Annotated in this window: 25 protein-coding genes; 13 read left to right on the forward strand and 12 right to left on the reverse strand. The window is 44.3% G+C overall.

Annotated elements, in window-relative coordinates:
• Positions 1 to 48: 48 nt before the first annotated feature.
• The 4 genes from MSG93_RS18125 to MSG93_RS18140 form a co-directional block, all read right to left on the reverse strand.
• The gene (locus MSG93_RS18125) at positions 49 to 2115 is read right to left on the reverse strand and encodes a putative bifunctional diguanylate cyclase/phosphodiesterase (RefSeq protein ID WP_005228621.1); all 2067 of its coding nucleotides are present in this window, start codon (positions 2113 to 2115) and stop codon (positions 49 to 51) included.
• Positions 2116 to 2992: 877 nt separating this feature from the next.
• Positions 2993 to 4009, reverse strand: coding sequence for a ketol-acid reductoisomerase (ilvC, locus tag MSG93_RS18130; protein ID WP_004659026.1), 1017 nt, complete (start codon positions 4007 to 4009; stop codon positions 2993 to 2995).
• Positions 4010 to 4132: 123 nt separating this feature from the next.
• Positions 4133 to 4624 (reverse strand): acetolactate synthase small subunit, encoded by a 492-nt coding sequence (gene ilvN, locus MSG93_RS18135; protein WP_004804329.1) that lies wholly within the window; start codon positions 4622 to 4624, stop codon positions 4133 to 4135.
• On the reverse strand, positions 4624 to 6348 hold the full coding sequence (locus tag MSG93_RS18140) for an acetolactate synthase 3 large subunit (RefSeq protein ID WP_005228620.1): 1725 nt from the start codon (positions 6346 to 6348) through the stop codon (positions 4624 to 4626). The genes ilvN and MSG93_RS18140 overlap by 1 nt, the downstream gene beginning before the upstream one ends.
• A 508-nt stretch (positions 6349 to 6856) precedes the next feature.
• On the opposite strand from MSG93_RS18140, the gene MSG93_RS18145 reads away from it, so the two are divergent.
• From MSG93_RS18145 to MSG93_RS18185, 9 genes are all read left to right on the forward strand, one after another.
• The gene (locus tag MSG93_RS18145) at positions 6857 to 7195 is read left to right on the forward strand and encodes a DUF4124 domain-containing protein (protein WP_005283283.1); all 339 of its coding nucleotides are present in this window, start codon (positions 6857 to 6859) and stop codon (positions 7193 to 7195) included.
• Between the two features lie 142 nt (positions 7196 to 7337).
• Entirely contained in the window at positions 7338 to 9977 is a 2640-nt protein-coding gene (gene leuS, locus MSG93_RS18150) for a leucine--tRNA ligase (RefSeq protein ID WP_279696753.1), read from the forward strand.
• A 90-nt stretch (positions 9978 to 10067) separates the two neighbouring features.
• On the forward strand, positions 10068 to 10577 hold the full coding sequence (gene lptE / locus MSG93_RS18155) for an LPS assembly lipoprotein LptE (protein ID WP_005228615.1): 510 nt from the start codon (positions 10068 to 10070) through the stop codon (positions 10575 to 10577).
• A gap of 9 nt (positions 10578 to 10586) precedes the next feature.
• Positions 10587 to 11582 (forward strand): DNA polymerase III subunit delta, encoded by a 996-nt coding sequence (gene holA, locus MSG93_RS18160; protein WP_005228614.1) that lies wholly within the window; start codon positions 10587 to 10589, stop codon positions 11580 to 11582.
• 42 nt (positions 11583 to 11624) lie between these two features.
• Positions 11625 to 12455, forward strand: coding sequence for an SIR2 family NAD-dependent protein deacylase (locus MSG93_RS18165; RefSeq protein WP_324622851.1), 831 nt, complete (start codon positions 11625 to 11627; stop codon positions 12453 to 12455).
• A 107-nt stretch (positions 12456 to 12562) separates the two neighbouring features.
• The gene (locus MSG93_RS18170; protein ID WP_262476628.1) at positions 12563 to 13903 is read left to right on the forward strand and encodes a MacA family efflux pump subunit; all 1341 of its coding nucleotides are present in this window, start codon (positions 12563 to 12565) and stop codon (positions 13901 to 13903) included.
• A 1-nt stretch (position 13904) separates the two neighbouring features.
• Positions 13905 to 15896 (forward strand): MacB family efflux pump subunit, encoded by a 1992-nt coding sequence (locus MSG93_RS18175; RefSeq protein WP_324622852.1) that lies wholly within the window; start codon positions 13905 to 13907, stop codon positions 15894 to 15896.
• Between the two features lie 258 nt (positions 15897 to 16154).
• A complete protein-coding gene (locus MSG93_RS18180) occupies positions 16155 to 17555 on the forward strand; it encodes an efflux transporter outer membrane subunit (RefSeq protein WP_005228601.1) in 1401 nt (466 codons plus the stop codon).
• Between the two features lie 440 nt (positions 17556 to 17995).
• Positions 17996 to 18307 (forward strand): hypothetical protein, encoded by a 312-nt coding sequence (locus MSG93_RS18185; protein ID WP_324622853.1) that lies wholly within the window; start codon positions 17996 to 17998, stop codon positions 18305 to 18307.
• Positions 18308 to 18423: 116 nt separating this feature from the next.
• On the opposite strand, the gene MSG93_RS18190 is transcribed toward MSG93_RS18185, so the two are convergent.
• From MSG93_RS18190 to orn, 3 genes are all read right to left on the reverse strand, one after another.
• Positions 18424 to 19227 carry an enoyl-ACP reductase FabI gene (locus tag MSG93_RS18190; protein WP_004655876.1) on the reverse strand — a complete coding sequence of 268 codons (804 nt, stop codon included), beginning with the start codon at positions 19225 to 19227 and terminating at the stop codon, positions 18424 to 18426.
• A 142-nt stretch (positions 19228 to 19369) separates the two neighbouring features.
• Entirely contained in the window at positions 19370 to 20104 is a 735-nt protein-coding gene (locus MSG93_RS18195; protein WP_005228594.1) for a Bax inhibitor-1/YccA family protein, read from the reverse strand.
• Positions 20105 to 20230: 126 nt separating this feature from the next.
• Positions 20231 to 20791, reverse strand: coding sequence for an oligoribonuclease (gene orn / locus MSG93_RS18200; protein WP_032876378.1), 561 nt, complete (start codon positions 20789 to 20791; stop codon positions 20231 to 20233).
• A gap of 124 nt (positions 20792 to 20915) precedes the next feature.
• Between orn and rsgA the strand changes: the two genes are divergently transcribed.
• From rsgA to secB, 4 genes are all read left to right on the forward strand, one after another.
• Entirely contained in the window at positions 20916 to 21974 is a 1059-nt protein-coding gene (rsgA, locus tag MSG93_RS18205; protein WP_005283253.1) for a ribosome small subunit-dependent GTPase A, read from the forward strand.
• A gap of 95 nt (positions 21975 to 22069) precedes the next feature.
• Positions 22070 to 22486 carry a rhodanese-like domain-containing protein gene (locus MSG93_RS18210; protein WP_004655885.1) on the forward strand — a complete coding sequence of 139 codons (417 nt, stop codon included), beginning with the start codon at positions 22070 to 22072 and terminating at the stop codon, positions 22484 to 22486.
• Between the two features lie 11 nt (positions 22487 to 22497).
• Positions 22498 to 22758, forward strand: coding sequence for a glutaredoxin 3 (grxC, locus tag MSG93_RS18215; protein ID WP_004774456.1), 261 nt, complete (start codon positions 22498 to 22500; stop codon positions 22756 to 22758).
• Positions 22759 to 22786: 28 nt separating this feature from the next.
• A complete protein-coding gene (secB, locus tag MSG93_RS18220) occupies positions 22787 to 23245 on the forward strand; it encodes a protein-export chaperone SecB (RefSeq protein ID WP_004655889.1) in 459 nt (152 codons plus the stop codon).
• A 112-nt stretch (positions 23246 to 23357) separates the two neighbouring features.
• Here secB and MSG93_RS18225 read toward each other — a convergent pair whose 3' ends face one another.
• The 5 genes from MSG93_RS18225 to MSG93_RS18245 all read right to left on the reverse strand — a co-directional run bounded on the left by MSG93_RS18225 (position 23358) and on the right by MSG93_RS18245 (position 26317).
• Positions 23358 to 23966, reverse strand: a complete 609-nt coding sequence (locus MSG93_RS18225; protein ID WP_312050588.1) for an alpha-ketoglutarate-dependent dioxygenase AlkB family protein — start codon at positions 23964 to 23966, stop codon at positions 23358 to 23360.
• Positions 23953 to 24198, reverse strand: coding sequence for an Ada metal-binding domain-containing protein (locus MSG93_RS18230; protein WP_312050589.1), 246 nt, complete (start codon positions 24196 to 24198; stop codon positions 23953 to 23955). The genes MSG93_RS18225 and MSG93_RS18230 overlap by 14 nt, the downstream gene beginning before the upstream one ends.
• Before the next feature lie 4 nt (positions 24199 to 24202).
• Positions 24203 to 24940 carry a 2OG-Fe(II) oxygenase gene (locus MSG93_RS18235; RefSeq protein WP_312050590.1) on the reverse strand — a complete coding sequence of 246 codons (738 nt, stop codon included), beginning with the start codon at positions 24938 to 24940 and terminating at the stop codon, positions 24203 to 24205.
• On the reverse strand, positions 24927 to 25772 hold the full coding sequence (locus MSG93_RS18240; RefSeq protein WP_199950502.1) for a methylated-DNA--[protein]-cysteine S-methyltransferase: 846 nt from the start codon (positions 25770 to 25772) through the stop codon (positions 24927 to 24929). The genes MSG93_RS18235 and MSG93_RS18240 overlap by 14 nt, the downstream gene beginning before the upstream one ends.
• Before the next feature lie 167 nt (positions 25773 to 25939).
• On the reverse strand, positions 25940 to 26317 hold the full coding sequence (locus MSG93_RS18245; RefSeq protein ID WP_324622854.1) for a cytochrome b562: 378 nt from the start codon (positions 26315 to 26317) through the stop codon (positions 25940 to 25942).
• Between the last annotated feature and the right edge of the window lie 92 nt (positions 26318 to 26409).

Raw genomic sequence — 26409 nt, forward strand, 5'->3', positions numbered from 1 at the left:
AGATCAGGCTGTAAGGTTTTAACAAACCGAGCAGCTCATATCATTAATTCAGGCAAAATGCTGCTGACGATGCAGCACCAGACTTTCGACATTGACCGGTGTACCCAACAGGTAACCTTGTAACTGATGGCAGCCTAAGCTGGTCAGGATATCCGCCTGTTGTTGAGTCTCTACCCCTTCCGCAGTCACGATCAAACCCAGCTTTGCGGCCAGATGGATAATGCTTTCCAATATCGCTTCTTCTTTGGAATTAGGCTGCAGGTCAATGAGAAAACCGCGGTCAATTTTAAGCTCATCCACCGGTAAATCTTTTAAATACAGGAAACTGGAATAGCCTGTCCCGAAATCATCAATGGCAATCCGGATGCCAAGTTTACGTAAGCGTTCCAAGGTGCGGATACTGGAATCGATATGATGCATCGCGGTCGATTCGGTAATTTCAAGAATTAAATGATGTGGCTGGATCTGATACTGTTCTAACAGTTGTTCCAGTACGCTAAACAGCTTTTTATTTTCAAACTGCAGTGCAGACAGATTGACGGCTATCGGGTAGAAGGCACTGTTATTTTGTTCCCATTTCTGGATTTGCTGGCAGGCTTGTTCGAGCGCCCAATAGCCCATCGGAATAATCAAACCGGTTTTTTCTGCCCCATCGATAAACATTTGTGGTGTTAATAATCCCAGCGTTGGATGCTTCCAGCGGATCAGGGCTTCGACACCGCAGACTTCATAACTGGCGGTAAATTTGGGCTGGTAAAACAACACAAATTGCTGTTCATCGACCGCTTTATAGAGATCGTTAATCAATTTGGACTGACTGCGCACATCCTGCTGATCGGACATGGAATGGAACATGGTATAGGTATTGCGGCCTTGCTCTTTCGAGATCAGCATCGCGACATCGGCATTGATCAAAATGTCCTGTACATTGGTGCCATGTTCTGGATACATGGCAATCCCGACACTGGCAGAGATATTGATATCTTTGGTCGCAATTAAATAGGTTTCCTGAATGTAGTGCAGAAGATTTTCAGCAAGCTGCATCGCCTCATTGATATCGGTATTTTCGGCAATGAGAACAAACTCATCGCCACCAATCCGGAACAGCTTATGGCGGCTATTGTCTAATTTATTATGGAGACGGTTTGCCATCTGGATCAGCAACTGATCGCCGATATGATGCCCAAAAGCATCATTCACAGACTTGAAACGGTCTAAGTCGATATAGAGAAATGCCGCTTTTTGGTCGTGCAAACGATGGTGGCTAAACACCACTTCAGCATAATCTGTGAGGAATAAACGGTTCGGTAATTTTGTCAGCGCATCATGTAGCGACTGGGTAGCCAGCTCTTTATTCATCTTTGTGAGCTGTTCATTGCGCTCTTCCAGACGCGCTTCTAGCACCGCGACCGCAAAACCTGCGACAAAAACCAGACTGGTAATAAAAATAATGGTAAACAGTAAAACACTTTGTTGAGTCTGGTCCGAGGTCAGGACTTGTGCCAGGCTTTCATCAAAGTAGGTGGCTGCCATGCCGGTATAATGCATGCCGACAATACTGAATGCCATCAGGATAGCAACGGTTGCTTTAAGTAAGGTACGGTATTTTATTGCATTTTTATATTTGAAAATAAAAAAGAAACTTAAGCCCGAACCACTAATCGCAATCAGCACCGAGCAGATCACCAGCAGAGGGTCATAATGCATCCGGTGGTGTTCAACCATTAATGCCAGCATGCCGGTGTAATGCATGCCCGATATGCCGAGGCCCATAAAAACAGCGCCAAGTACGAGACGAGGTAAAGGCAAGGTCGGCCTAGAAGTAAGCCATACCGCAAAAATGGAAGCCACAGCACCGACCAGATAGGACAGTATGGTTAAACTCACATCAAAACGATACCCTTCTGGCAAATGGCTAGCCAGCATTCCCACAAAGTGCATTGACCATATCGCTAATCCTAAGATTAAGCCACTCGCCACTAAAATGCTTTTTTCAAATTTTTTATAAGCAACTTTAAAAACGAGTTCTTCCATTGAAACTGCCGCATAGCATGTCGCTATTGCAACCAAAATGGAAACGATGACCAATGTGCTATCGTAATCAACGTGAACCATAAAGGACTTCCATGATTATTCAGTACTTTTTTTTATTTGATGAGCAAAAATGCTCGAAATCCGAACGACCTTCTACACTCAAAAAAGCGATGAATTTGACATTCATAAACTTTCCTTAACAATAGCATCATCTGGCATAAGGTCAAGTCCTTTTCACTTTATAAATCAATAGAATAAAAGCAGGTGAACATTTCAAACCGATGAAAAGCCTTATTTTTTATTTCTACTTTTTAATTGAAAATTTAATTTATTTTTACTAACGCTTTTTGCAGGGTACTTTTTGGATTTGGAACTGTTTTTTAAATCGCCCAGATTCCGTAAAATCTTAAGGCATTATTGTGCTGGAGCATGGTTAAACTTTCTCATAAAAATGCTTAAATCTCAAACTGCATTCATCTGATTTTTTACTTCGGATGCAACACCTGTCATTTACATCGCATAAAAAAAGCCCTTGCATAAACAAGGGCTTTTAAAAGATTAAACTAAAACTTAGTTTTTCTCTTTATCTACAATCTTATTCGCTTGAATCCAAGGTACGAAAAAAGATGAAAGTACTGCTTTCATCTTTTTGAGGCACGTAAAGATAGACATAAAAAACCCACTCAAATAGAGTGGGTCTTCGCATTCAAATCAATTGATTCGAGAAATTAGTTCTTCTCTCTATCTACAATTTTGTTCGCTTGAATCCTGAGTAAGGTTTAAGAAAGTATTACTTTCTTCTTACGCAAGGAGCAGGGAAATAGAAAAGCATGAGAAGCAGCGCTTCGTAAGGCCCCTGCGCAAGAGTGAAGCTATGCTTCGCTAACGCACGCAGCATATGATTATCCAATAAAAAAGCCCCTGTACAAACAAGGGCTTTTAAAGATTAAACTAAAACTTAGTTTTTCTCTTTATCAACAATCTTGTTTGCTTGAATCCAAGGCATCATCGCACGTAACTTGTTACCTGTTACTTCGATACCATGTGCTGCGTTTTGACGACGGCGAGCAGTCATCGATGGATAGTTCAACGCACCTTCCTGAATGAACATCTTCGCATATTCACCAGACTGAATGCGTTTCAATGCATTACGCATTGCTTCACGAGACTGTTCGTTGATCACTTCAGTACCAGTCACATATTCACCATATTCTGCATTGTTCGATACAGAATAGTTCATGTCAGCGATACCGCCTTCGAACATCAAGTCAACGATTAACTTAAGTTCGTGCAAGCATTCGAAGTAAGCCATTTCTGGTGCATAACCCGCTTCAACCAAAGTTTCGAAGCCCATTTTAACCAGTTCAACTGCACCACCACAAAGAACAGCTTGCTCACCGAACAAGTCAGTTTCAGTTTCTTCACGGAAAGAAGTTTCGATAATACCGGTACGACCACCACCTACGCCTGAAGCATAAGAAAGTGCAACGTTACGTGCATTACCAGAAGCATCTTGATGGATTGCGATCAAGTCAGGAACACCTGAACCACGTTGGTATTCTGAACGTACTGTATGACCCGGTGCTTTTGGTGCAACCATGATCACGTCTAAGTCTTTACGTGGAACAACTTGGTTATAAAGAATAGAGAAACCATGCGCAAATGCTAAAGTTGCTCCTTCTTTGATATTTGGTTCAATCACGTCACGATAAAGTTGAGATTGGAACTCATCTGGAGTCAGGATCATGACCAAGTCAGCTTGCGCTACAGCAGCTGGAACTTCAGATACTTTAAGACCAGAATTTTCAGCTTTTTTCCAAGATGCTGAACCGGCACGTAAACCAACAGTTACGTCTACGCCAGAGTCTTTCAAGTTAAGTGCATGTGCATGACCTTGAGAACCATAACCAATGATTGCAACTTTCTTGCCTTGGATGATAGATAAGTCACAGTCTTTATCGTAAAAAATTTGCATCTGTTTACTCCGCTAAAATTGTTGTCATTTCCCTTGTTCTGCAAGGACAGATCTTTTGTTGGCTCCCCCAGATCACCTTTTCAGGTGTTACACCCACTTTTAAAGTGGGATTGGGGGAGATTTTTAAATTGTTAAAACTTTTTCGCCACGTGCGATACCAGATACACCTGAACGCACCACTTCAAGGATGGTATTTTCTGCCAGTGCATCAATAAAACCATCAATCTTGTCCGTTGTACCTGCGATCTGAATGGTATAGGTCGTCGGTGTAACATCCACGATTTGCGCACGGAAGATGTCAGCTGTACGTTTAATTTCCGCACGCGCAGCACCCAATGCCTTAACCTTGATCAGCATCAATTCACGTTCAATATGTGAACCTTCAGACAGATCGACCACTTTTACCACTTCAACCAGTTTGTTGAGTTGTTTGGTGATCTGCTCAATCTTGTGATCATCACCATAGGTGGTTAAGGTCAAACGCGATAAGGTTTCATCTTCGGTTGGTGCAACATTCAGTGTCTCAATGTTGTAATTACGTTGAGAAAACAAACCCACCAAACGAGAAAGCGCACCCGCCTCGTTTTCAACGAGTACAGAAATAATATGTCTCATTATGTACGCTCCCCTTTACCTAACCACATATCCTTCATGGACTGACCAGCAACCAGCATCGGGTAGACATGTTCAGTACGGTCAACCATGACATTAATGAATACACATTTATCATTAATCGCCATCGCTTCAGCTAATTTAGATTCCAGCTCATCTGCGTGGTTAATCTGAATGCCAACGTGACCATAAGCTTCCATCAACTTGGCAAAGTCAGGTAATGAATCTACATAAGAACTTGAATGACGTCCTTCATAGTTCATGTCCTGCCACTGTTTCACCATACCCAGTGCCTGGTTATTCAAGCATAGGATTTTTACATTCAGGCCATATTGCTTACAGGTCGATAATTCCTGGATACACATCTGGATTGATGCTTCACCAGTAATACATACTACCTGCTGGTCAGGGAATGCTAGCTTTGCAGCCATCGCATACGGCAAGCCAACACCCATGGTGCCCAAGCCGCCCGAGTTGATCCACTGGCGTGGACGTTTGTATTTGTAGTAGTTGGCACCAAACATTTGATGCTGACCAACGTCAGAAGTAATAATCGCTTCACCATTGGTCACGCGATCCAGTGCTTCAACCACTTGTTGTGGTTTCATGACACCGTTCTGGCCTGCTTCATAACGCAAGCCATGAACTTTGCGCCATTCATTAATCTGAGACCACCATTCTGCAATTGCTTCAGGGTTTGGCTTTGAAACATTCATCTGTTTCAACTGCGCGAGCATTTCCTGAAGTACCGGCTCTACTGCACCCACGATCGGGATGTGCGCCATAATGGTCTTGGAAATGGTTGCAGGGTCTACATCAATATGAATCACTTTCGCATTGGTACAGAATTTTGCAGGGTTATTGGTTACACGGTCATCGAAACGCGCACCAATGGCCAGAATTACATCGGCATTATGCATCGCCATATTGGCTTCATAGGTACCATGCATGCCCAACATGCCCACGAACTGTGGATCATTGCCCGGGAAAGCACCAAGGCCCATCAGAGTGTTGGTCACTGGATAGCCGAGTAAATGTGCCAGCTCAGTCAATAAACCAGACGCATTGCCCTGAACCACACCACCACCGGTATAAATGATCGGGCGTTTTGCAGAAATCAGTTCATCAATCGCTTTACGGATTTGACCTGAATGACCACGTGAAGGCGGCTGATATGAACGCATCTTCACTTTTTCAGGATATTCGTAGGCAAATTTTTCTGCCGGATTGGTGGCATCCTTTGGAATATCAACCACAACCGGACCCGGACGGCCAGAGGCAGCAATATAAAATGCTTTCTTGATAATGGCAGGAATTTCGCTAGCGTGACGCACCTGGAAACTGTGTTTTACGATTGGGCGAGAAATACCGACCATATCCGTTTCCTGGAACGCATCTTCTCCAATCAGATGGCTGGCAACCTGACCAGACAGAATCACCATCGGGATTGAGTCCATATAGGCTGTAGCAATTGGAGTGACGGTATTGGTCGCGCCTGGTCCTGAAGTGACCAGTACTACACCAGTTTTACCCGTGACGCGTGAGTATGCATCTGCCATATGACCAGCAGCTTGCTCATGACGAACGAGGTAATGGTTAATTTTGTCTTGTTGAAATAGCGCATCGTAAATATGTAATACAGCGCCGCCTGGATACCCAAAAACATGCTCTACGCCTTCGTCCGCGAGGGCACGAACGAGCATTTCACCACCAGATAAAAGTTCCAACGTGATTCACCCTAGTGTTAGCACAATTTATGGGAGACATAAATTGTGTGTTATTCATTAACTTTTGCACTTCTTATAAGTGTGCGTATTCTACTCGTTTTTGCTGTAATAGGAAAAATTTTCTGAGACTCATCAGCCGTATAAACTTGATGACATCTCGAATCAAAATATGCTGGGATAAGCACATTTCAAAAAATCATTCTCTCGGCTAGAAAGAATGTCCATTACAAGCCATGACATTTATTCGAAGGGTGATCAAATAAGCGCATATAAAACTTAAGAAAGCATTCTTGTTTCTTTCATAAGCAAAGTCAAGAACAAAGAAAAGGTTTTTAACGAATATTTTTTAGCTGTTGTTTTTTTAAACACATTTCACAGAATAATTTGGTCTTTTTAAAGTGCCTTTTGTCAAAAAACTGTTTTCTTTTTAAGGAAAAATAGGCATTGTAAACAGCTCAATCCAGCATTTTGATCGAATATAAACAGCATTCTCTTGGGGAGATCAAATATGACATCATCTTATTTAAAATCAAGCTTATACACACTGGCAATAACAACCCTACTACTGTGCTCCAGCCACAATCAGGCCCAGCAATATTATAAATGGATGGATGCCAAGGGCTCGACCCATTACACCACCACGCCACCACCGAAAGGTGCCAAACGACTGGATAAAGTTTCGACTTATGGCAGCAGTCATTCGGTGAAACAGAATCCATCTCAGCAGGATAATGCAACGACTAGCCCGAATACTGCACCCCAAGTACCTCAAGTTGAACCCGAAGTACCCGCCAATAGCGCCAAACCACAAACGCCACCAGCAAACGCCCCGCAATCTGCCTATTAAACGGCGTGGCGATCTGCAAGCTGGCCTGAAGCTGGCGACGCTTGCAGATAAAATCCCGATCTAAAAACTGACATTTCCTGCAATTTTGCGCTATGCTGTGCAGCAATCTTAACTTTACTTTTTTGTTGTATCGCATATCCCTATGACGACTTCTCACATTGACTCCGAATATCAAGCAAGTGCCATTGAGCCCCAAGTTCAACAAGACTGGGACAATCGCAAAGTTTTTAAAGTTGCAGACACTGTAGAGGGCAAGCATCGCTATATCCTGTCGATGTTCCCTTACCCAAGTGGCAAGCTGCACATGGGGCATGTGCGTAACTACACCATTGGTGACGTGATCAGCCGTTTTTATCGTTTAAAAGGCGAGACTGTCCTGCAGCCAATGGGTTGGGATGCATTCGGTTTGCCTGCTGAAAATGCAGCGATTGCACATCAGGTTGCGCCGGCCAAATGGACCTTTGAAAACATCGCTTATATGCGTGACCAATTAAAAAAATTGGGCTTGTCTGTCGACTGGGATCGCGAATTTGCAACCTGTACCCCAGAGTATTATCACTGGGAACAATGGTTATTCGTACAGCTTTATAAAAAAGGCTTGATCTATCGTAAGCTTTCAACCGTAAACTGGGATCCGGTCGACCAGACTGTTCTTGCCAATGAACAAGTTGAAAATGGTCGTGGCTGGCGTTCAGGTGCATTGGTAGAAAAACGCGATATTCCAATGTACTACTTCCGCATTACCGACTATGCACAAGAATTATTAGACGATCTCGATACCTTGCAAGACGGCTGGCCGCAACAGGTCTTGACCATGCAACGTAACTGGATTGGCCGTTCGACGGGGATGGAAATCACCTTCCCGTCTGCCAATACTGAAATCTATGCTGACGGCTTAACCGTTTACACCACGCGTGCTGACACACTTATGGGTGTAACCTATGTTGCGGTTGCAGCAGAACACCCACTTGCGCTGAAAGCTGCTGCCCTCCAATCAGAAGCAGGCAACCCTGAATTGGCTGCATTTATTGAAGAATGCCGCATGGGTTCAGTCGCAGAAGCGGATTTAGCCACTGCTGAAAAGAAAGGCATGGCCACAGGTTTGTTTGTAAAACACCCTGTAACCGGTGAACAGCTTCCGGTCTGGATCGCCAACTATGTGTTGATGTCTTATGGTTCTGGCGCAGTCATGGCGGTGCCTGCCCATGACGAACGTGACTTTGAATTTGCCAATAAATTCAACTTGCCAATCAAGCAAGTGATTGATGCCAAAGGTGCTGACGATGCAGATTATTCTGCAACTGAATGGCAAGAATGGTATGGCTCGAAAGAAGGCAAACTGGTTAATTCTGGCGAGTTTGACGGTTTAGCATTCCAGGCAGCTTTCGATGCCTTCCTTGCAAAATTAGAACCACAAGCTTTGGCAAATTCGAAGGTTCAATTCCGTCTACGTGACTGGGGTGTTTCTCGTCAACGTTACTGGGGTTGTCCGATCCCGATGATCAACTGTAACAGTTGTGGTCAGGTGCCGGTTCCAGAAGATCAATTGCCAGTAGTCTTACCGACAGATGTGGTTCCAGATGGTTCTGGTAACCCATTGAATAAAATGCCTGAGTTCTATGAAACCAAATGTCCAAGCTGTGGCGGCGATGCACGTCGCGAGACAGATACCCTGGATACTTTCGTAGAGTCATCTTGGTACTATGCACGTTATGCATCACCAGACTTTACCGGCGGTATGGTCAAACCTGAAGCGGCTCAAAACTGGCTGCCTGTGAACCAATATATCGGTGGTGTAGAGCACGCCATTCTGCACTTACTGTATGCACGTTTCTTCCATAAATTGATGCGTGATGAAGGTGTGGTACAAGGCAACGAACCATTTACCAACTTGCTCACTCAAGGCATGGTGCTGGCAGATACCTTCTACCGTGAAGCGGAGAATGGCAAGAAAACCTGGTTTAACCCTGCCGATATCGAATTAGAACGCGATGAGAAAGGTCGTATCCTGTCTGCAAAATATTCAGGTGACGGTCAGGAAGTTGTCATCGGCGGACAAGAAAAAATGTCCAAGTCGAAAAACAATGGCATTGATCCACAAGCCATTATTGATCAATACGGCGCAGATACTGCACGTGTGTTCATGATGTTCGCAGCACCACCAGATCAATCTTTGGAATGGTCAGATGCGGGTGTAGAAGGTGCAAACCGTTTCTTGAAACGTGTCTGGCGTTTAGCAGCAGGTTTCCTTGAAAAAGGCAATCAGGCGACTGCAATTGATACTGCAAACCTTTCTAAAGATGCGCAGGATTTACGTCGTAAAACCCATGAAACCATCCAGAAAGTGGGTGATGACATCGAACGTCGTCATGCCTTCAATACCGCAATTGCAGCCTTGATGGAATTACTCAATGCCAGCAACAAGTTTGAAGCGAAAGATGATAATGATGCCGCTGTCGCACGTGAAGCGATTACCACGCTCCTCACCTTGCTTGCACCATTTGCACCACATTTAAGTCAAACCTTATTGACCCAGTTTGGTCTGGAACTCACTACAGTTGAATTCCCGCAAGTGGATGAGTCGGCATTAACCCGTAATACACAAACGATTGTTGTACAAGTGAATGGTAAACTTCGTGGTAAGTTAGACGTCGCAGTTGATATGTCTAAAGATGACTTATTGGCGCTGGCAAAAGCTTTACCAGAAGTTCAACAATTCTTGACCGGTCCGACCAAGAAAGAAATTGTGGTACCAAATAAACTCGTTAATTTAGTGGTTTAAACGCCCTTTTAACCTCTCTTTGTAAAAAAGAGAGGTTCCCTCAATTCAACAAAGAGGGCTGAGGGAAGATGAATAAATAGAGGAATCAATATGCACTTAGCGCAACGTGCAGCTGCTATCGTTCTCACTTTAGGCCTAAGTGCAGGCTTAGTCGGCTGTGGCTTTCATTTAAAAGGAAGTAACCCAACAGCAGCGCCGCTGGTCTATAACAAGCTGTCTTTAGCCTTGCCGGCCAATACCGGTGAACTTGAAAACCGACTCAGTATTTATCTCAGTGCGACCGGCGTACAACTCAGCAATGCCAATGATGCCTATGTGCTGCGCATTCTGGATTACACTCCTCGCCGTCAGCTTCTCAACGGTAAACTCACCGAAGTATTACTGCGCTTGACCGTGACCTTCCAGATCGAAGATCGTCAAGGCCGTAAAATTACCGAACCGCGTACGCTCACCGCGTCTCGTACTTACCAGTACGATGTGGCAACGGTAAACACCGATAACCAGCAAGAAGCGTATCTGAACCGTATTGTGATCGATGATGTAGCACAGCAGATCACACGTCAAATTGCGGCCAACCGTTTACCTAAAGCCCAGCCATAATCACGCCTTATGAAACTGGATTATGTTCAAGCCTTAAAACGTGTCAATGAAGCTCGCGGTGCATGGATCATGCACGGACAAGAACCGCTGCTTGAACAAAACCTGCTGGATGCATTTCGTAAAAGCTGGCAACAACAAGAAGTTGAACGCCAGCGCTACGATATCAGTAGTGTCAATGACTGGAAAAATGTCTTTAATGCGCTGAATAGCCTGTCCCTGTTTTCTCAACAACTTGCGATTGAAGTGCATGGCAATATCAAACCGGATGCCAATGGCTTAAAACAGCTTAAAAGCTATATTCAACATAATGAACACAACCTGTTGTTGATCGTTCTGCCCAAACAGGACAGTAGCAGTTTAAAGTCAGCCTTTTTTCAGGTGGTTGAAGCCAATGGTGTGGTAGTACCGCTTACCGCAACCTATCCGCAAGACCGGCAGCGAATTCTCGCCATCGAAGCAGAAAAACTCAATATCCAGCTCAATAATGATGCCTGGCAATGGTTGATGCAGCATCATGAACATAACTTGCTGGCAGCCAAAAATAGCTTGATGCGAGTCGCAGATACGTTCCCTGACATTCAACAGATCCAGATTGAACAGCTGTATGCCTGCTTACAGGATCAATCGCGTTATACCACTTATGATTTAAGTGATGCGCTACTCGCAGGCAACCTGGCTCAATCCGTGAAGATTTATCAGTACCTGATTGCTGCGGGCGAACCGGACAGCCTGATTTTGTGGACACTAAGCAAAGAAATGCGCTTATTGATGCAGCTGTTCGAGCAACCACACAATGCGATTCAGCTTGGCATTTGGAAAACCAAAGTGTCGCAATATCAACAGGCTTTACGTCGCCTGAATCCAAGACAGTTTTTAAACTGGCCTGATTTATTATTGCGAATTGACGCATCGATTAAAGGCATGTCAAAAGAGAATGCCGAACACCTGATGCTACAGGCCTTGAGTGAACTGTGTGGAACAACACTATTTGCCCAACCTGCTTAAAACTAGATAATCCATCTCATCATCATAACAACAGGCATTCACATGTCTTTTCAACTCGATCCCCGTCAAACTGAACATATAAAAAATCTGTTTAAATCAGCGGATAGCCTGATCATTAGTGCAGGTGCAGGCATGGGTGTCGATTCTGGTCTGCCCGACTTTCGTGGCAATCAGGGCATGTGGCAAGCTTATCCTGAACTCGGTAAGCAGCGTCTCGATTTTACTGAAATTGCCAATCCAGCCGCGTTCCAATGGCAGCCCCGTCTGGCTTGGGGATTTTATGGACATCGCTTGGCTCTATATCGGCAAACTGTCCCCCATCAAGGCTTCCATCTCCTTAGACAATTGGCTGAACAGTTGCAACTGCCCTATTTTGTATTTACGTCCAATGTAGACGGACAATTTCAAAAAGCAGGCTTTGATCCACAATACATTTATGAATGTCATGGTTCTATTCACCATCTACAATGCCTTACAGCCTGTGAATCCGATATCTGGCCAGCAGATGAATTAACCCCAGCAATTGATCATCAGCATTGCCAATGGCAGGGACAACTGCCACGCTGCCCGCACTGCGGCCATCTTGCTCGCCCAAATATCCTGATGTTTAATGATTATACGTGGCTCAGCCAGCACCAGAAACAACAGTTGCATCGTCTTACTACTTTTTTAGAAGACCATCATCAACCTGTTGTGATCGAATTGGGCGCAGGTACGGCGATACCAACCGTGCGTTATTTTAGCGAGCGTTTTGCTCCCCACCTGATTCGAATTAATCCAAGAGAATTTGCATTACCCTCAACAGGTGGCGTCGCCCTGCCCATCAATGCTGAAGCAGGTATGCACAGTATTTATCAGATTTTTATAGAATAACTCAGCAGAAAAAAGAAAATAATTCTCATTCCAGATTAAAAATATTCACGCTTTATCCTTATTTCACTTTTATACTAGCTGCAGTTTCTTACTTTTGACCTGTTGCCATGCCAAAAACAACCACTAAAAAAATCCAGCCTCGTAAACTCATCCTGATTGCACTCGCTGTGCTGATCATCGCTGCACTCGGATGGATGTTCTTTAAGCCTAAAGCTCAAGCACCGCAATATATCAGTGCCGAAGTTTCTCGCGGAGATATTGAAGACTCGGTATTGGCAACGGGGGTACTCGAAGCCACCAAAATGGTGAGCGTGGGTGCACAGGTATCAGGTCAGGTGAAAAAGATGTATGTCCAGTTGGGTGACCAGGTTAAACAAGGTCAGCTGATTGCACAAATTGATTCAATCCGTCAGGAAAACGAAAAGAAAACCGCCGAAGCCAACATCAAGAACCAACAGGCACAACTGGCCGTACAACAGGCTAATCTGGCCAAAGTCGAAGCCGAATATAAGCGTCAACAGGCCATGTACAGTCAAGATGCAACCTCTCGTGCTGAACTGGAAGCGGCTTTGGCAAACTTTAAAACGGCTCAAGCTCAAATTGCATCGATCAATGCACAGATTGAACAGTCTCGCTTAACCCTCGCAACCGCCAAAGAAGATTTAGGCTATACCCGTATTGTGGCACCGATGGACGGGACCATTGTGGCGATCGTGACCGAAGAAGGTCAGACCGTAAACGCCAATCAAACCGCACCAACCATTGTGAAACTGGCAAAGCTCGACACCATGACCATTAAGGCACAGATTTCTGAGGCCGATGTCATGAAGGTGGAAAAAGGACAAACCGTTTATTTCACCACTCTAGGTAACAGCGACAAGAAACATTACGCAAAATTACGTCAGGTTGAACCAGCACCAAACTCGATCAATACCGAAACCACCAGCAGTAACAGCTCATCGACTTCGAATGCAGCGGTGTACTACAACGCATTATTTGATGTACCGAATGAAGATGGCAAACTTCGTATTGATATGACGGCTCAGGTTTACATCGTGCTTGCTGATGCCAAAAATGCCTTAACCATTCCAGCCGCAGCGATCCAGACTCAACGTGGTAATCGTAGTGCCAAGGGCGGTCAAGGCAATCGATCATCAGATCAGGCCAAAAAAACCGATGCTGACAAAGCGCAACGTCCAAAACGTCTTGAACTGAGTGAAGAAGAAAAGGCGCTTGTTGCACAAGGTAAAGCGTCTACCGGTATGGTTCGTGTGTTACAGGCAGATGGTACAGCCCAGCCACAACCGGTATTGATTGGTTTAAACAACCGTGTCACTGCCCAAGTGCTGAAAGGCTTGAAACAAGGCGATCAGGTGGTGATTGCCGATGCCTCCGACAGCTCAAATGAAGCGGCAAAACGTAGCAACCAACGTGCAATGAGAATGTAATATGACGCAACATCTAACACATTCATCACAGCCCCTGCTTGAGGTCAGCAACCTCACCCGTGAGTTTCCGGCGGGTGAAGGTACTGTCCAGATTCTAAAAGGAATCGACCTCAAGATTTATGCAGGTGAACTGGTTGCAATTGTCGGGCAGTCCGGTTCAGGTAAGTCGACCCTGATGAATATTCTCGGCTGTCTGGATAAACCTACCGCAGGCAGCTATCAGGTCAATGGTCGTGAAACACGCCAGCTAGAGCCAGATGAACTGGCCCAATTACGCCGTGAATATTTTGGTTTTATTTTTCAGCGCTATCATTTACTGGGCGATTTAAGTGCCTCAGGTAACGTTGAAGTCCCTGCCATTTATGCAGGCGTCGACAGTCATCTGCGGCAGCAACGCTCTGCTGAATTGTTGTCTGAGCTAGGACTTGAAGAACGTTTACATCATCGACCAAGCCAGCTTTCAGGTGGTCAGCAGCAACGTGTCTCTATCGCCCGTGCCTTAATGAACGGCGGTGATGTGATTCTGGCCGATGAACCGACAGGTGCACTGGATAAGAACAGTGGTATTGAGGTAATGCGCATTTTGCGTGAGCTGAATGCCAAAGGTCATACCATTATTCTGGTTACACACGATCTGAATGTGGCAAAAAATGCCACCCGTATTATCGAGATTAGTGACGGTAATATTATTTCAGACCGTGCCAATGTGCCGGAACATGCCGATCAAGATTTAGAACATCAGACCCTGCAACGGACTCCACAGAAAAAAACCTCAGCCTGGCGTTCTTTCTTTGACCGTCTCGGTGAAGCATTCCGTATGGCCTTACTCGCCATGAATGCGCACCGGATGCGAACCTTCCTGACCATGCTCGGGATCATTATCGGGATTGCCTCAGTGGTCTCGGTCGTGGCGCTGGGTAACGGCTCACAAAAGCAGATTCTGGAAAATATCAGCAGTCTCGGGACCAATACCATCACCGTCTATCAAGGACGTGGTTTTGGTGATAACTCGCGGACCTCACAAGCCAAAACGCTGGTACCTGCCGATGCCGAAGCCTTGGCTGAACAGCCCTATGTGGATGGGGTCAGCCCGTCAGCCAATACCAGTCTGACGCTACGTTATAAAGATACTGAAGCTGCGGCGACTGTAAATGGGGTCAGTTCGGATTTCTTCTATGTCCGCGGTATGACCTTTAAATCAGGCCAGCCTTTTGATAAGGCCAGCGTGACCCAACGTGCCCAAGATGTGGTGATTGATACCAACACGGAAAAAACCTTCTTTGCCGATGGTACCAACCCTGTCGGTCAGGTGCTGTTATTGGGCAGCGTACCCAGCCGTATTATTGGTGTGATTGATGCACAGCAAGGCTTTATGGGAAGTTCTGACAGCCTGAATGTTTACCTGCCCTACTCGACGGTGATGAGCCGTATGTTAGGTCAATCCAATGTTCGCAGCATCATTGTCCGTATTAAAGACGAATATCCAAGTAGTGCTGCTGAAAATGCAATCCTGACCTTGCTGGAACAGCGTCACGGCGCACAGGATGTATTTACCCAGAACTCGGACAGTATTCGTGAAACCATCCAGCAAACCACAGCCACCATGACCTTGCTGATTTCAGCAATTGCGGTCATTTCTTTGGTGGTGGGTGGTATTGGCGTGATGAATATCATGCTGGTCTCTGTAACCGAACGGACCCAGGAAATCGGGGTACGTATGGCGGTCGGTGCGCGACAAAGCGATATTCTGCAGCAATTCCTGATCGAAGCGATTCTGGTGTGTTTATTGGGTGGTGTGCTGGGTGTACTGCTCTCTTTAGGGATTGGACAGATTATTGGTCACTTTGCCAAAGGCGTGATTGAAATGAGTTATTCAACCACCTCGATTGTGGCAGCGTTTGTCTGCTCAAGTCTGATTGGTATTGTATTTGGCTTCTTGCCAGCGCGAAATGCGGCACAACTCGACCCGGTTGCGGCTTTAGCGAGAGAGTAACCAGCAAAAATTGATCTCAGGAACAAGATACTCGGGAATGTCATCCGCAACCTGCGTGGTATCAACAAAATATTGTTTCTGTGAGAAGTTAGATAAATGAAAAAATAGAACAGGTTTTGCGGATGACGATGGTTTTGCCTACTTTTCCCTAACGAAAAGTAGGTCGAGCCGAAGGCTTAAACTGAAAATGGATGAGAACTCGATAAGACACTGTCTCGATAATCATGCTCTTTCGAATTATTAAGGGAATGACGATCAATGTTATTCAAACAACATAAAATCGCACTTGCACTTTGTCTCAGCACATCATTAGCAGGCTGTTCTGCAGTCGTCAAAACACCCTATAACGCACCAACGGTCCAAGTACCACAACAGTTCCAGTACGATGCACAAAAAAATAGACAGGTGAATCTGACCGATCAATGGTGGACCCTGTTTAATGATGCCCAGTTAAATCAACTGGTCGATCAGGTTCTGGCGAGAAACAGTGATTTAAGCGTGGCAGGCATCACCTTGAAACAAGCCCGCTTACAGGCAGATTTGACTGCAAACAAACAAGGCCTTCGTACCAGCTCAACGGTTTCCACCGGTCATAGTTATAACCTAAATTCAGGCGATGGTTCTGATCGTGGTTTAACCACCAGCGCAGGTGTCAGCTATGAGCTTGATTTATTTGGCAAGCTGGCCAGCCAAACAGAAGCCAGCCGCTGGGAAGCTTTAGCCACTGAACAAGACTTGCAAGCCACTGCTCAAAGCTTGGTTGGTACCACGGCGAAACTGTATTGGCAATTGGGCTATCTGAATGAACGTTATCAGACTGTTCAGCAGAATCTGGCTTCCACCCAAAAAACCTATTCTCTAGTACAGTCGCAATATAAGGCGGGTGCCGTGTCTGGTCTGGATCTGACTCAGGCAGAGCAATCGGTACAAAGCCAGAAAGCCAGCCTGAGCCAGATTGAACAGCAACGTGTTGAAACCCGTACTGCCCTTGCGGTTTTACTGCATGAGCCCGTACAACAATTGAATATCAAGGAACCTGCACAATTACCGCGCAATGCTTTGCCAAGCATCGCGGTAGGCTTACCAGCCGATATTTTATCGCGCCGTCCAGACTTGCAGGCTTCGGAATTACGTTTGCGTAAAACCTTAGCCACCAAAGATGCCACTAAAGCCAGCTACTATCCGTCGATTAACCTGACCGGAAGTCTCGGCTCTACCAGTACCTCACTAACCCAATTATTAAAGAATCCTGCTTTAACTTTGGGTGCGAGCCTAAGTCTGCCTTTCCTGCAATATAACGATATGAAGAAAGATATTGCGATCAGTGATCTTGAGTATGAAAAAGCCATCACTCAATATCGTCAAACGCTGTATCAGGCCTTTGCCGATGTGGAAAATGCCTTATCCAATCGCACTCAACTGAATCAGCAGGTTCAATTGCAACAACGCAATGTCGAGCTGGCAGATAAAACTGAACGCTTAACTGAAGTGCGTTATCGCAATGGTGCAATTGCCTTAAAGAACTTGCTGGATGCACAGGAAACCACACGTAATGCACGACTTAGCTTGGTGGAAACCAAGCAGAATCAATACAATGCCTATGTGACCTTGATGCAGGCACTTGGCGGAAGCCCTGTAAAAGAACTACCAAAACAATAGCCTTAGTGCTATTGTTTCGCGCTATTATTCTTTCACCAGATCTGGATTATTCTGGATCTGTTGAATACGTTTAATCTTGTCCTGATCATCAAAAACAACTTCATACGAAAGTTTCTGACCATTGAAATATATCTCGGTAGCTTAAAAAGTTAACGTGAATGATGGCGCAAGAGCTCATCAGGCATATCAGAAGTTAGAATCGATAGTAGAAGCTTTGTGTATATCTAGCTTAAGTCTATCTTTATCTGAAGAAATGAAAAATGCTATTTTAGGTTGTAATCCATATTCCGAGAAAATAGTAGAAAACAATCAGATTAATTGAAGCAAATTGGGAAACCATCTGTTTAATAAGCTTGATCTCAAATTCATATCAAATACTATTCAATCATAAACTGTCTACTTTTTATGGGTAATAACATCAATACAATACATGGAGTAATATGTATAACGTTAATCTGCAGTTATATATTTGGGATAGACAAACTTTAAAAGAGTCGAATAATTGGGCACTTGCATATAAAAAAATTGAGATGCCATTTATTCCTTTCGTTGGTTTAGAAATTGACTTCCCTCTAGAAAGAAACCAAAAAATCAAATCTATTAAATGGAGTATGGAGAGCAACTCATTTTCTTGTATTCTAGAAAATGAATTCTCGCGCTACGGTATAGATGATCCAATGTTTGAAGAATGGCTTGAATATTACGAAAATCATGAATGGTCTATCGAAGGACCATATGCCAAAATTGAATAATTAGACCATAGCTGTATTTTGCATCAATTTTAAAATGAGGCTAGAGTTAACATTAAACTCTCAAAAAACAAAGCCGCTATAAAAGCGGCTTTATCAAATAATTTAGAACAATCTAATTATTCATCATCCATCATGCTTTGGCTCATACCTACGGTATTAAAACCGCCATCAACATACATGATTTCACCCGTAATACCCGAAGCCCACGGTGAGCACAGGAACAATGCAGCATTACCCACTTCTTCAATGGTCACATTACGTTTGAGTGGCGCAATTTTTTCATTGGCATCTAACATTTTACGGAAAGACTTGATGCCCGATGCTGCCAAAGTACGGATTGGGCCCGCAGAAATTGCATTCACGCGAATACCGTCTACACCTAGGCTTGATGCCAAATAACGAACGCCTGCTTCAAGTGATGCTTTAGCCATCCCCATCACGTTATAGTTCGGCATCACACGCTCAGAACCTTGATAAGTCAAAGTCAACAAACAACCTTGGCGCGCTTGTAATAATGGTTTAGCCGCACGAGCCATCGCGATAAAGCTATAAGCACTAATGTCATGCGCAATTTTAAAACCGTCCCGATCAGTCACGTCAGTAAAGTCACCATCAAGCGTATGCGCTGGCGCAAAACCAATTGAATGTACCACACCATCTAAACCATCCCAATGTTTTGCCAACTCGACAAAGGCATTGTCAATTTCTGCGTCAACAGCAACATCACAAGGGAAAACCAAAGTTGAACCAAACTGTGCTGCAAAATCATCGACACGCTTTTTCAGCTTTTCATTTGGATAAGTAAACGCAAGCTCAGCACCTTCACGGTGTAACGCAGAAGCAATACCGAAAGCAATCGATAATTTACTTGCAATACCGGCAATTAAAAAACGTTTACCAGCTAAAAGTCCTTGTGACATCTTATTCTCACTCGAAAAATTTTCACCACATGATGCCAAGATTCCAACGCTTGCGGAATTGCATAATCCATCTTTTTTACAATCTTGCATAAAAAAATCGCCTTCATGTGAAGACGATTTGTATTTTCACTTCAATCAGAACTTAATCATCACCGCGAAGCAGACTCAATAAACGCAGGAATGAGTAATACATCCACACCAGCGTCGCCAATAAGGCAATGGCACAGATCCATTCAAATGCTTTGGGTGCACGTTGTGCAGCTGCCGTTTCTATCAGATCAAAGTCCAGAATCAGGTTTAAAGAGGCAATCACCGCAACAAAAGCAGCAAAGCCAATACCTAACCAGTTACTTTCAAAGATATAAGGAATGCTTGAACCAAAGGCCAAACGCAAAATGATTTGCACCACAAATACCAAGGCAATCGCAATTGATGCCGAAATCACAACAGCCTTAAACTTTTCAGTGGCACGAATGATCTGAAATTTATATAAGGCAAACAGCACCAAAGTGGTGACGAATGTTGCCAATAAGGCCTGTAAAGGAACACCAGGATATTTCAACTGGAAAATAAACGATACACCACCTAGAAAAGCCCCTTCAAACAAGGCATAAGGAATCGCTAAAGCCGGTGCGGTATTGCTTTTAAATGTGGTCACCAGTGCCAGAATGAAACCACCAATTGCACCAATAATCGTTGCAGCGTAGGCAACCGACAAATTCGCGGTCATCGCACAGTAGAAAAATAAGCCCATCCCTAAAACAGCAGCAATCACTGTTAACAGTACAGATTTTTGAATCGCACCCTGAATGGTCATTGGCGTAGCCAAATCTTGATAGGTTTCTACCCGCGTTAAAATGGGGTTAGTACTTTGCATGTACGCTCTCTTTTTTATAGTTTGCTATTAAAACCCGAGTTTAAGCGATTTTTTGATCAAGCCCAAATATTTTTAGCGCATTAAAAAAGGAGCCTAAGCTCCTTGTATGTATCACGCAATCATCGATTACTTATCGTGATTCATAATAAAAAAGTATTCGCGGTAGTATTTTAATTCTGCGATCGAATCACGGATATCATCCATTGCCAAATGCGACGCATTTTTCTTTAAACCGCTCATAATCTCGGGTCTCCAGCGTTTCGCCAGTTCTTTTACCGAAGATACGTCCAGATTACGATAATGGAAGAATTGTTCCAGTTCAGGCATCAAACGATGCAGGAAACGACGGTCTTGGCAAATGGAGTTACCGCACATCGGTGAAGATTTTGGATTGACCCATTTTTTCAAAAATTCGAGAGTTTGCTGTTCTGCATCTTGTGCAGTCAGTTTACTACGGCGCACACGTTCAATCAGGCCTGACTGACCATGTTGCTTGGTATTCCACTCATCCATTGCATTTAGAATCAGATCAGATTGATGTACCGCTAAAACAGGCCCTTCAGCCAAGATATTTAAATGATCATCTGTAATAATTGTTGCAATTTCAATGATCTTGTCATTATCGGTATCAAGACCGGTCATTTCCAGATCGATCCAAATTAATCGTGTATCAGGGGTGCTGCTCATGGATGGCAATTCTAAAGTGCTTAAAAACATCAATAGTAGCAAATTAATTACATCTTGGCTGTAATTCTATAGCGGCTTCATGCTATTTTTGCGGTCTTCAAAGTGTGGATTTTTTGGGATATGAATGGCTTTAATTCGTAAGCGTCGTTTAACCGAACAACAGCAGCGTCGTATTGAGAAACAGCATAAATCGCGTCAGGACGACATTGACACGTCACAAGATTTAGATGGACTGGTTGTTCAACATTATGGTCGTCAACTCGAAGTACAAGCCTTGTCTGTGCCTGAACAGCATCCTGAAAAACCACAAGTGGCCGAGGGTGAGCCGGAACCGTTCTGGAAACCGATCGAGCTGGACAGCATCTGGCGTTGTCACACCCGTACCAACCTCGAATTGCTGGTCACAGGTGACCGAGTGAAATGGCAAGCCGATCCGATTACAGGTTTGGGTATTATCACCGCGATTTATCCAAGACAATCTTTACTAACCCGCCCCGACCGTTATCACAAGGTCAAACCCGTCGCAGCCAATATTAGCCTGATCGTGATTGTGTTTGCGCCTTTACCAGAACCTGCGCCGACCTTGATCGACCGCTATCTGGTGGCCTGTGCCGATGCCAATATTCCAGCGTTGTTGGTGCTGAATAAGTCGGACTTGCTGACTGAACATGATCCGATTCTGACCTTGCTTAGTGAATATGAAGCCTTGGGCTATGAAACCCTGATTTGCCATTCACGTGGTGATCTGTCGGAATTATCTGCACGTTTGGACAATGAAACTGTTGCGTTCGTTGGGCAGTCTGGTGTCGGTAAAAGCTCATTGATCAATACCATTGTTCCAGATGCCGCACAGAAAACCAATGTGATTTCAGAAAACTCGGCACTCGGTCAACACACCACTACTTCGACCCGTTTGATCAAATTTGGAACAAACGGTGCGCTCATTGATTCTCCAGGAATCCGTGAATTTGGGCTGTGGCACCTCAGTCCGGAAAAGGTACGTACCGGCTTTCCCGAGATTGAAACGCATCTGGGACTTTGCCAGTTCCGTAATTGCACCCATACCCATGAGAAAAATTGCGCACTGAAACAAGCGGTTGAGGCTGGTGAAATTTTACCAAGACGCCTGGACAGTTATTTGCGTTTAATGGATGAAATTCAGGAAGCTCAGCAAAAAAGTTAATTTTGTTGGGCTTTGCCCCTTGAACTAACATTTTTGATCACCATAGAGATAAGTTATACTCAGGATCAATTTTGTATTTTAATTTTAGGTGACTTGTGGAACGCTGGTTAGAGTTTATGGGGAATCACCCCTTCTTGTTTGGTACGCTCGGCGTGTTAATCGTGTTGTTCTTTATTTTGGAAGGACAACGCAATGGTCGTAAAATTTCACCACAATCACTCGGTATCTTGGTCAAGGCAAAAAATGCCATCTTGATCGACTTACGTGATGGAAAAGATTTCCGCGATGGTCATATCAGCGGTAGCCGTAACATTCCATATAGCCAGATCACCAGTCATGTTGATGAATTAAAAGCAAGTGATCGTCCATTGGTCTTCATTTGTAACTTAGGGCAAGTTGCCGGTTCAGCACTACAAAAAGTAGGTCACGCTGACAGCTACCGTCTAGACGGTGGGATTAGCAACTGGAAAGCGCAAGGCTTACCTTTAGTTAAAAGCAAAACCAAAGCTTAAGGAGAGATAACATGACAACACCAAACGTCACCATCTATTCAACCCTTTCTTGCCCGTACTGTGTCCGTGCAAAACAATTACTTGAGCGTAAAGGTGTTGCTTTTAAAGAAATTAATCTTTCCAATGAAGCACCAGAAGTTCGTATTGAATTGATGCAACGTACCAATCACCGTACAGTGCCACAAATTTTTATTAAAGATCAGTTTATCGGTGGTTTTGATCAACTTTATGCTTTAGAGCGTGAAGGTAAACTCGACCAATTATTAGCTTAACAACACATCCGAGATTTAAGGAAAAACAATGAGCGAAGAACAAGTTCAACCACAACTTGCGTTAGAACGTATTTATACCAAAGATATTTCTTTTGAAGTTCCTGGTGCACAAGTATTTACCAAGCAATGGCAACCAGAACTCAACATCAATTTATCTTCTGCTGCAGAAAAAATTGATCCAACCCACTATGAAGTGTCTTTAAAAGTTGTGGTTCAAGCGAACAACGAAAATGAAACTGCGTTCATCGTTGATGTAACTCAATCAGGTATCTTCCTGGTCGATGGTGTTGAAGAAGATCGTCTTCCATACATCTTGGGTGCGTACTGCCCGAATATCCTGTTCCCGTTCTTACGCGAAGCGGTCAATGATTTGGTGACAAAGGGTAGCTTCCCGCAATTGCTGCTTACACCAATCAACTTTGATGCTGAATTTGAAGCAAATATGCAACGTCTCCAAGCGGATGCAGACGCGCAAGGTCAAGCATAAGTCATTCTCTCCATATTCCTCTTCATAAAAGAAGAGGAACGCCTCCCTTTTAAAAGGGAGGTTGGGAGGGATTAGCTGCAAAAGGACTGATTTTTCAGTCCTTTTTTTATGCTTAAGCCACAATGGTTCTAAAGGTCAGATTAATCCGTGCGGTACTGACTTTTTTGGTCGGTGGCAAGCGGTGCAACCAATAACTCTGGGTGGTATCTTTCATCACCAATAAACTGCCATGCTCTAAATAGAGCTCGACTTTTTCTTTGCTCTGTTTATGTTTAAAAGCAAATTTCCGCTCTGCACCAAAGCTCAAAGACGCAATTGCCCCATCTTTTTTGAGATCCGTTTCCGCATCACTATGCCATGCCATCCCTTCTTCACCACAATGATAAAGATTCAGCAAACAGGAATTAAAGGTCTCACCAGTTAACTCTTCGACCAATTGTTTTAGTTCAACTAATTCCTGTGTCCACGGCAAGGCATATTTATTCATATTGGAATAGGTATATTCAAAACGCCGATCTCCATACCACGCCACTTTGCGTTTAGTCGTCAATAATTTTCCAAAGATCAGCGCCTGATCATTTTCCCATGCAATGGTCTGCATTAGTTGATCAAAATAACAATCTGCCGCCGCGGTCTGCAGCACTTTGCCATAGTACTGTACCGTGCCATCATAGGGTAAATGATTCAGTTCAGGATCAACTTCAATATCAAATAGTTGCATCTTTCCACTTCTTATAGGCTTGTCGCATACAATGTCCACAAGGACGATAGCCTTGTGCTATCGCTTCATCTTCATTCAAGAAAAATACCCGATTGTTTTTCAGCATGCGCTTCCCCGAGGCACAGGTCAATCGGCCATAAATTTTAAGCTGTGCATTACCTGCCAACCGAATTTCCTGCTGTTTCAGTTTCTGATGTAACTCGGTCTGTGTTAATTCAAGATGTCGCCACATCAGATTAACTCACCGCATCATGGAAAATAATCCCGAGGCTATAACGTTCACCTCGATGAATCGGACTAATCCCGTGCTTGATATTGACCCGATAATAGCCCTGACTGCCTTTTTCTGGCTTAAATTGCGTGGTGAAAATCAACAGATCGCCTTGCTGTGGCTGCATCACCATGGCTTTGGATTGAGCTCTCGGGCTTTGTTGGGTAAAGACCAGTTCCCCGCCACTAAAATCCACATTCGGCTGACTCAATACAATCACCAGTTGTAGAGGAAAATACACCTCACCATATAAATCCTGATGAAGTGTATTAAAGCCGCCCTGCTCATATTTCAAAATCAGTGGCGTTGCCAGCGTTTGCCCCTGTTGATGACACCGCTGTAAAAACTCAGCATGTGAAGCCGGGAATGTTTGCGCTATCTTCAGTACCTTAAACCATGCATTGGCGATCGGCACCAGATGGGAATAGACCTCATGGCGTAGCTGTTCAATCAGATTGGGCAACGGATAAGTAAAATATTTATATTCACCTCGACCAAAACGATAGCGTTGCATGTCCACCGTTTTACGATACAGCTCTGCTTGCGGATACAACTGTTGCAGCAGCTCGCACTGTTCGGTCGATAATACCTGCTCAATCAAGGCAAAGCCCTGATGGTGGATTTGCTCTGTGATCCGCTCCCAATCCGCAGCCTGAATCTTATCGATCACCGTCTGGATCTGCTCTTGTTCAGATTGCGGCATGGCTTTGCACACCTTCCCAGCCAATGATTGCTGTTTTCCGCACGCTACCCCACTCATAGCCGCCAAACAGGCCACTGGACTGAATCACCCGATGACAGGGAATCAGAAATGCCACAGGATTACTGCCTATCGCAGTGCCTACTGCCCGTGCTGCTTTGGGATGTTCAATGGCTCTGGCAAGTTCAGCATAAGTGGCAAGCTGTCCCATCGGAATTTTAAGTAGACTTTGCCACACCTTGAGCTGAAACTCGGTGCCCTTCAAATGCAGTTTAATTTCAGCCAATTGTTGCTGGTCTTTTTGAAACAAAGCCAAAGCACTTTGCTGAAAGGCATCAACCTGTTCAATAAAAGCAGCCTGAGGAAATTGCATCTTTAACTGCATCAGCGCATCAACCTGATTGTCCACAAAACTGAGCGCACAAATACCTTTATGCGTGGATGCAATCAGGACTTCACCAAACAAGGTCTCTGCAAATTGATAGTGGATGGTCAGACTCTGGCCACCATGTTTATATTCAGCCGGCGTCATGCCTTCAATCTGGATAAACAGATCATGCAAGCGACTGGTACTGGACAGGCCTGTGGCAAAGGTGGCATCAAAAATACTGCCCTGTTCCTGTTTCAAAATCCGTTTGGCATGTTCAAGACTAATATACTGTAAAAACTTTTTAGGACTGGTGCCGACCCAATCGGTAAATAAACGCTGAAAATGGGCAGGACTTAAGTGAATGTGCGCAGCGACTTCATCCAGTTGTGGTTGTTGCTGAAAGTTCTGCTGGATGTACTGAATCGCTTGGGCAATACGCTCATAATTACGTTGTTGTGAGGACATATCATCACCTCTCATCATTCTTGTTTTCACTGTAGCAACTTTGCCACCCAGTGAAAATCTGAATCATGCTCAGTCTCAACCCGGTCGTTTTACGGTCTCAAATTCCAACAAAAAAGCTGCACTTGTTTAAGTACAGCCCCATCAGGTTATCACCCATCACTAATCAATCAGTGGGTGTAATACTTATGCCCCTGATCACGTAATTCCGCAATCTTTTTACCCTGTTTTTTGGCGTCATCCAGTTTACCGGCTTGTACCAGTAATTTGGCCTTATCAATTTCCCCGACAATCTGGTCAAATAACGCTGTTGAAGCAGGAACTTTCGCCTGTGTATTTGCAGCCAGGTTATATTGTTTCGAATGTACCGCAGCAGTACGCATATTATTTAACGCGGCTGTGGCAGCCTGTGCATTGTCGGCTTGATTAAACGCTTTGTAATTCTTGCCCAGCGTTTTCATGTCATCTTCTAAACCCGCAGCCATTGCCGTATGGCTGAATGTAAAAGCGGATAACATCACAACGGTGGCTAAAGTTTTTTTAATCATCAGGATATCCTATCAAAAACTGTGGCTATGTTTTATTTGTCATATGCAAAAAACTTTGTCGCTGACATCCAGGGTACAAAGCAGATTGCTGA

Source organism: Acinetobacter sp. IK40 (genome assembly GCF_035615075.1).
GTDB lineage: Bacteria > Pseudomonadota > Gammaproteobacteria > Pseudomonadales > Moraxellaceae > Acinetobacter > Acinetobacter courvalinii.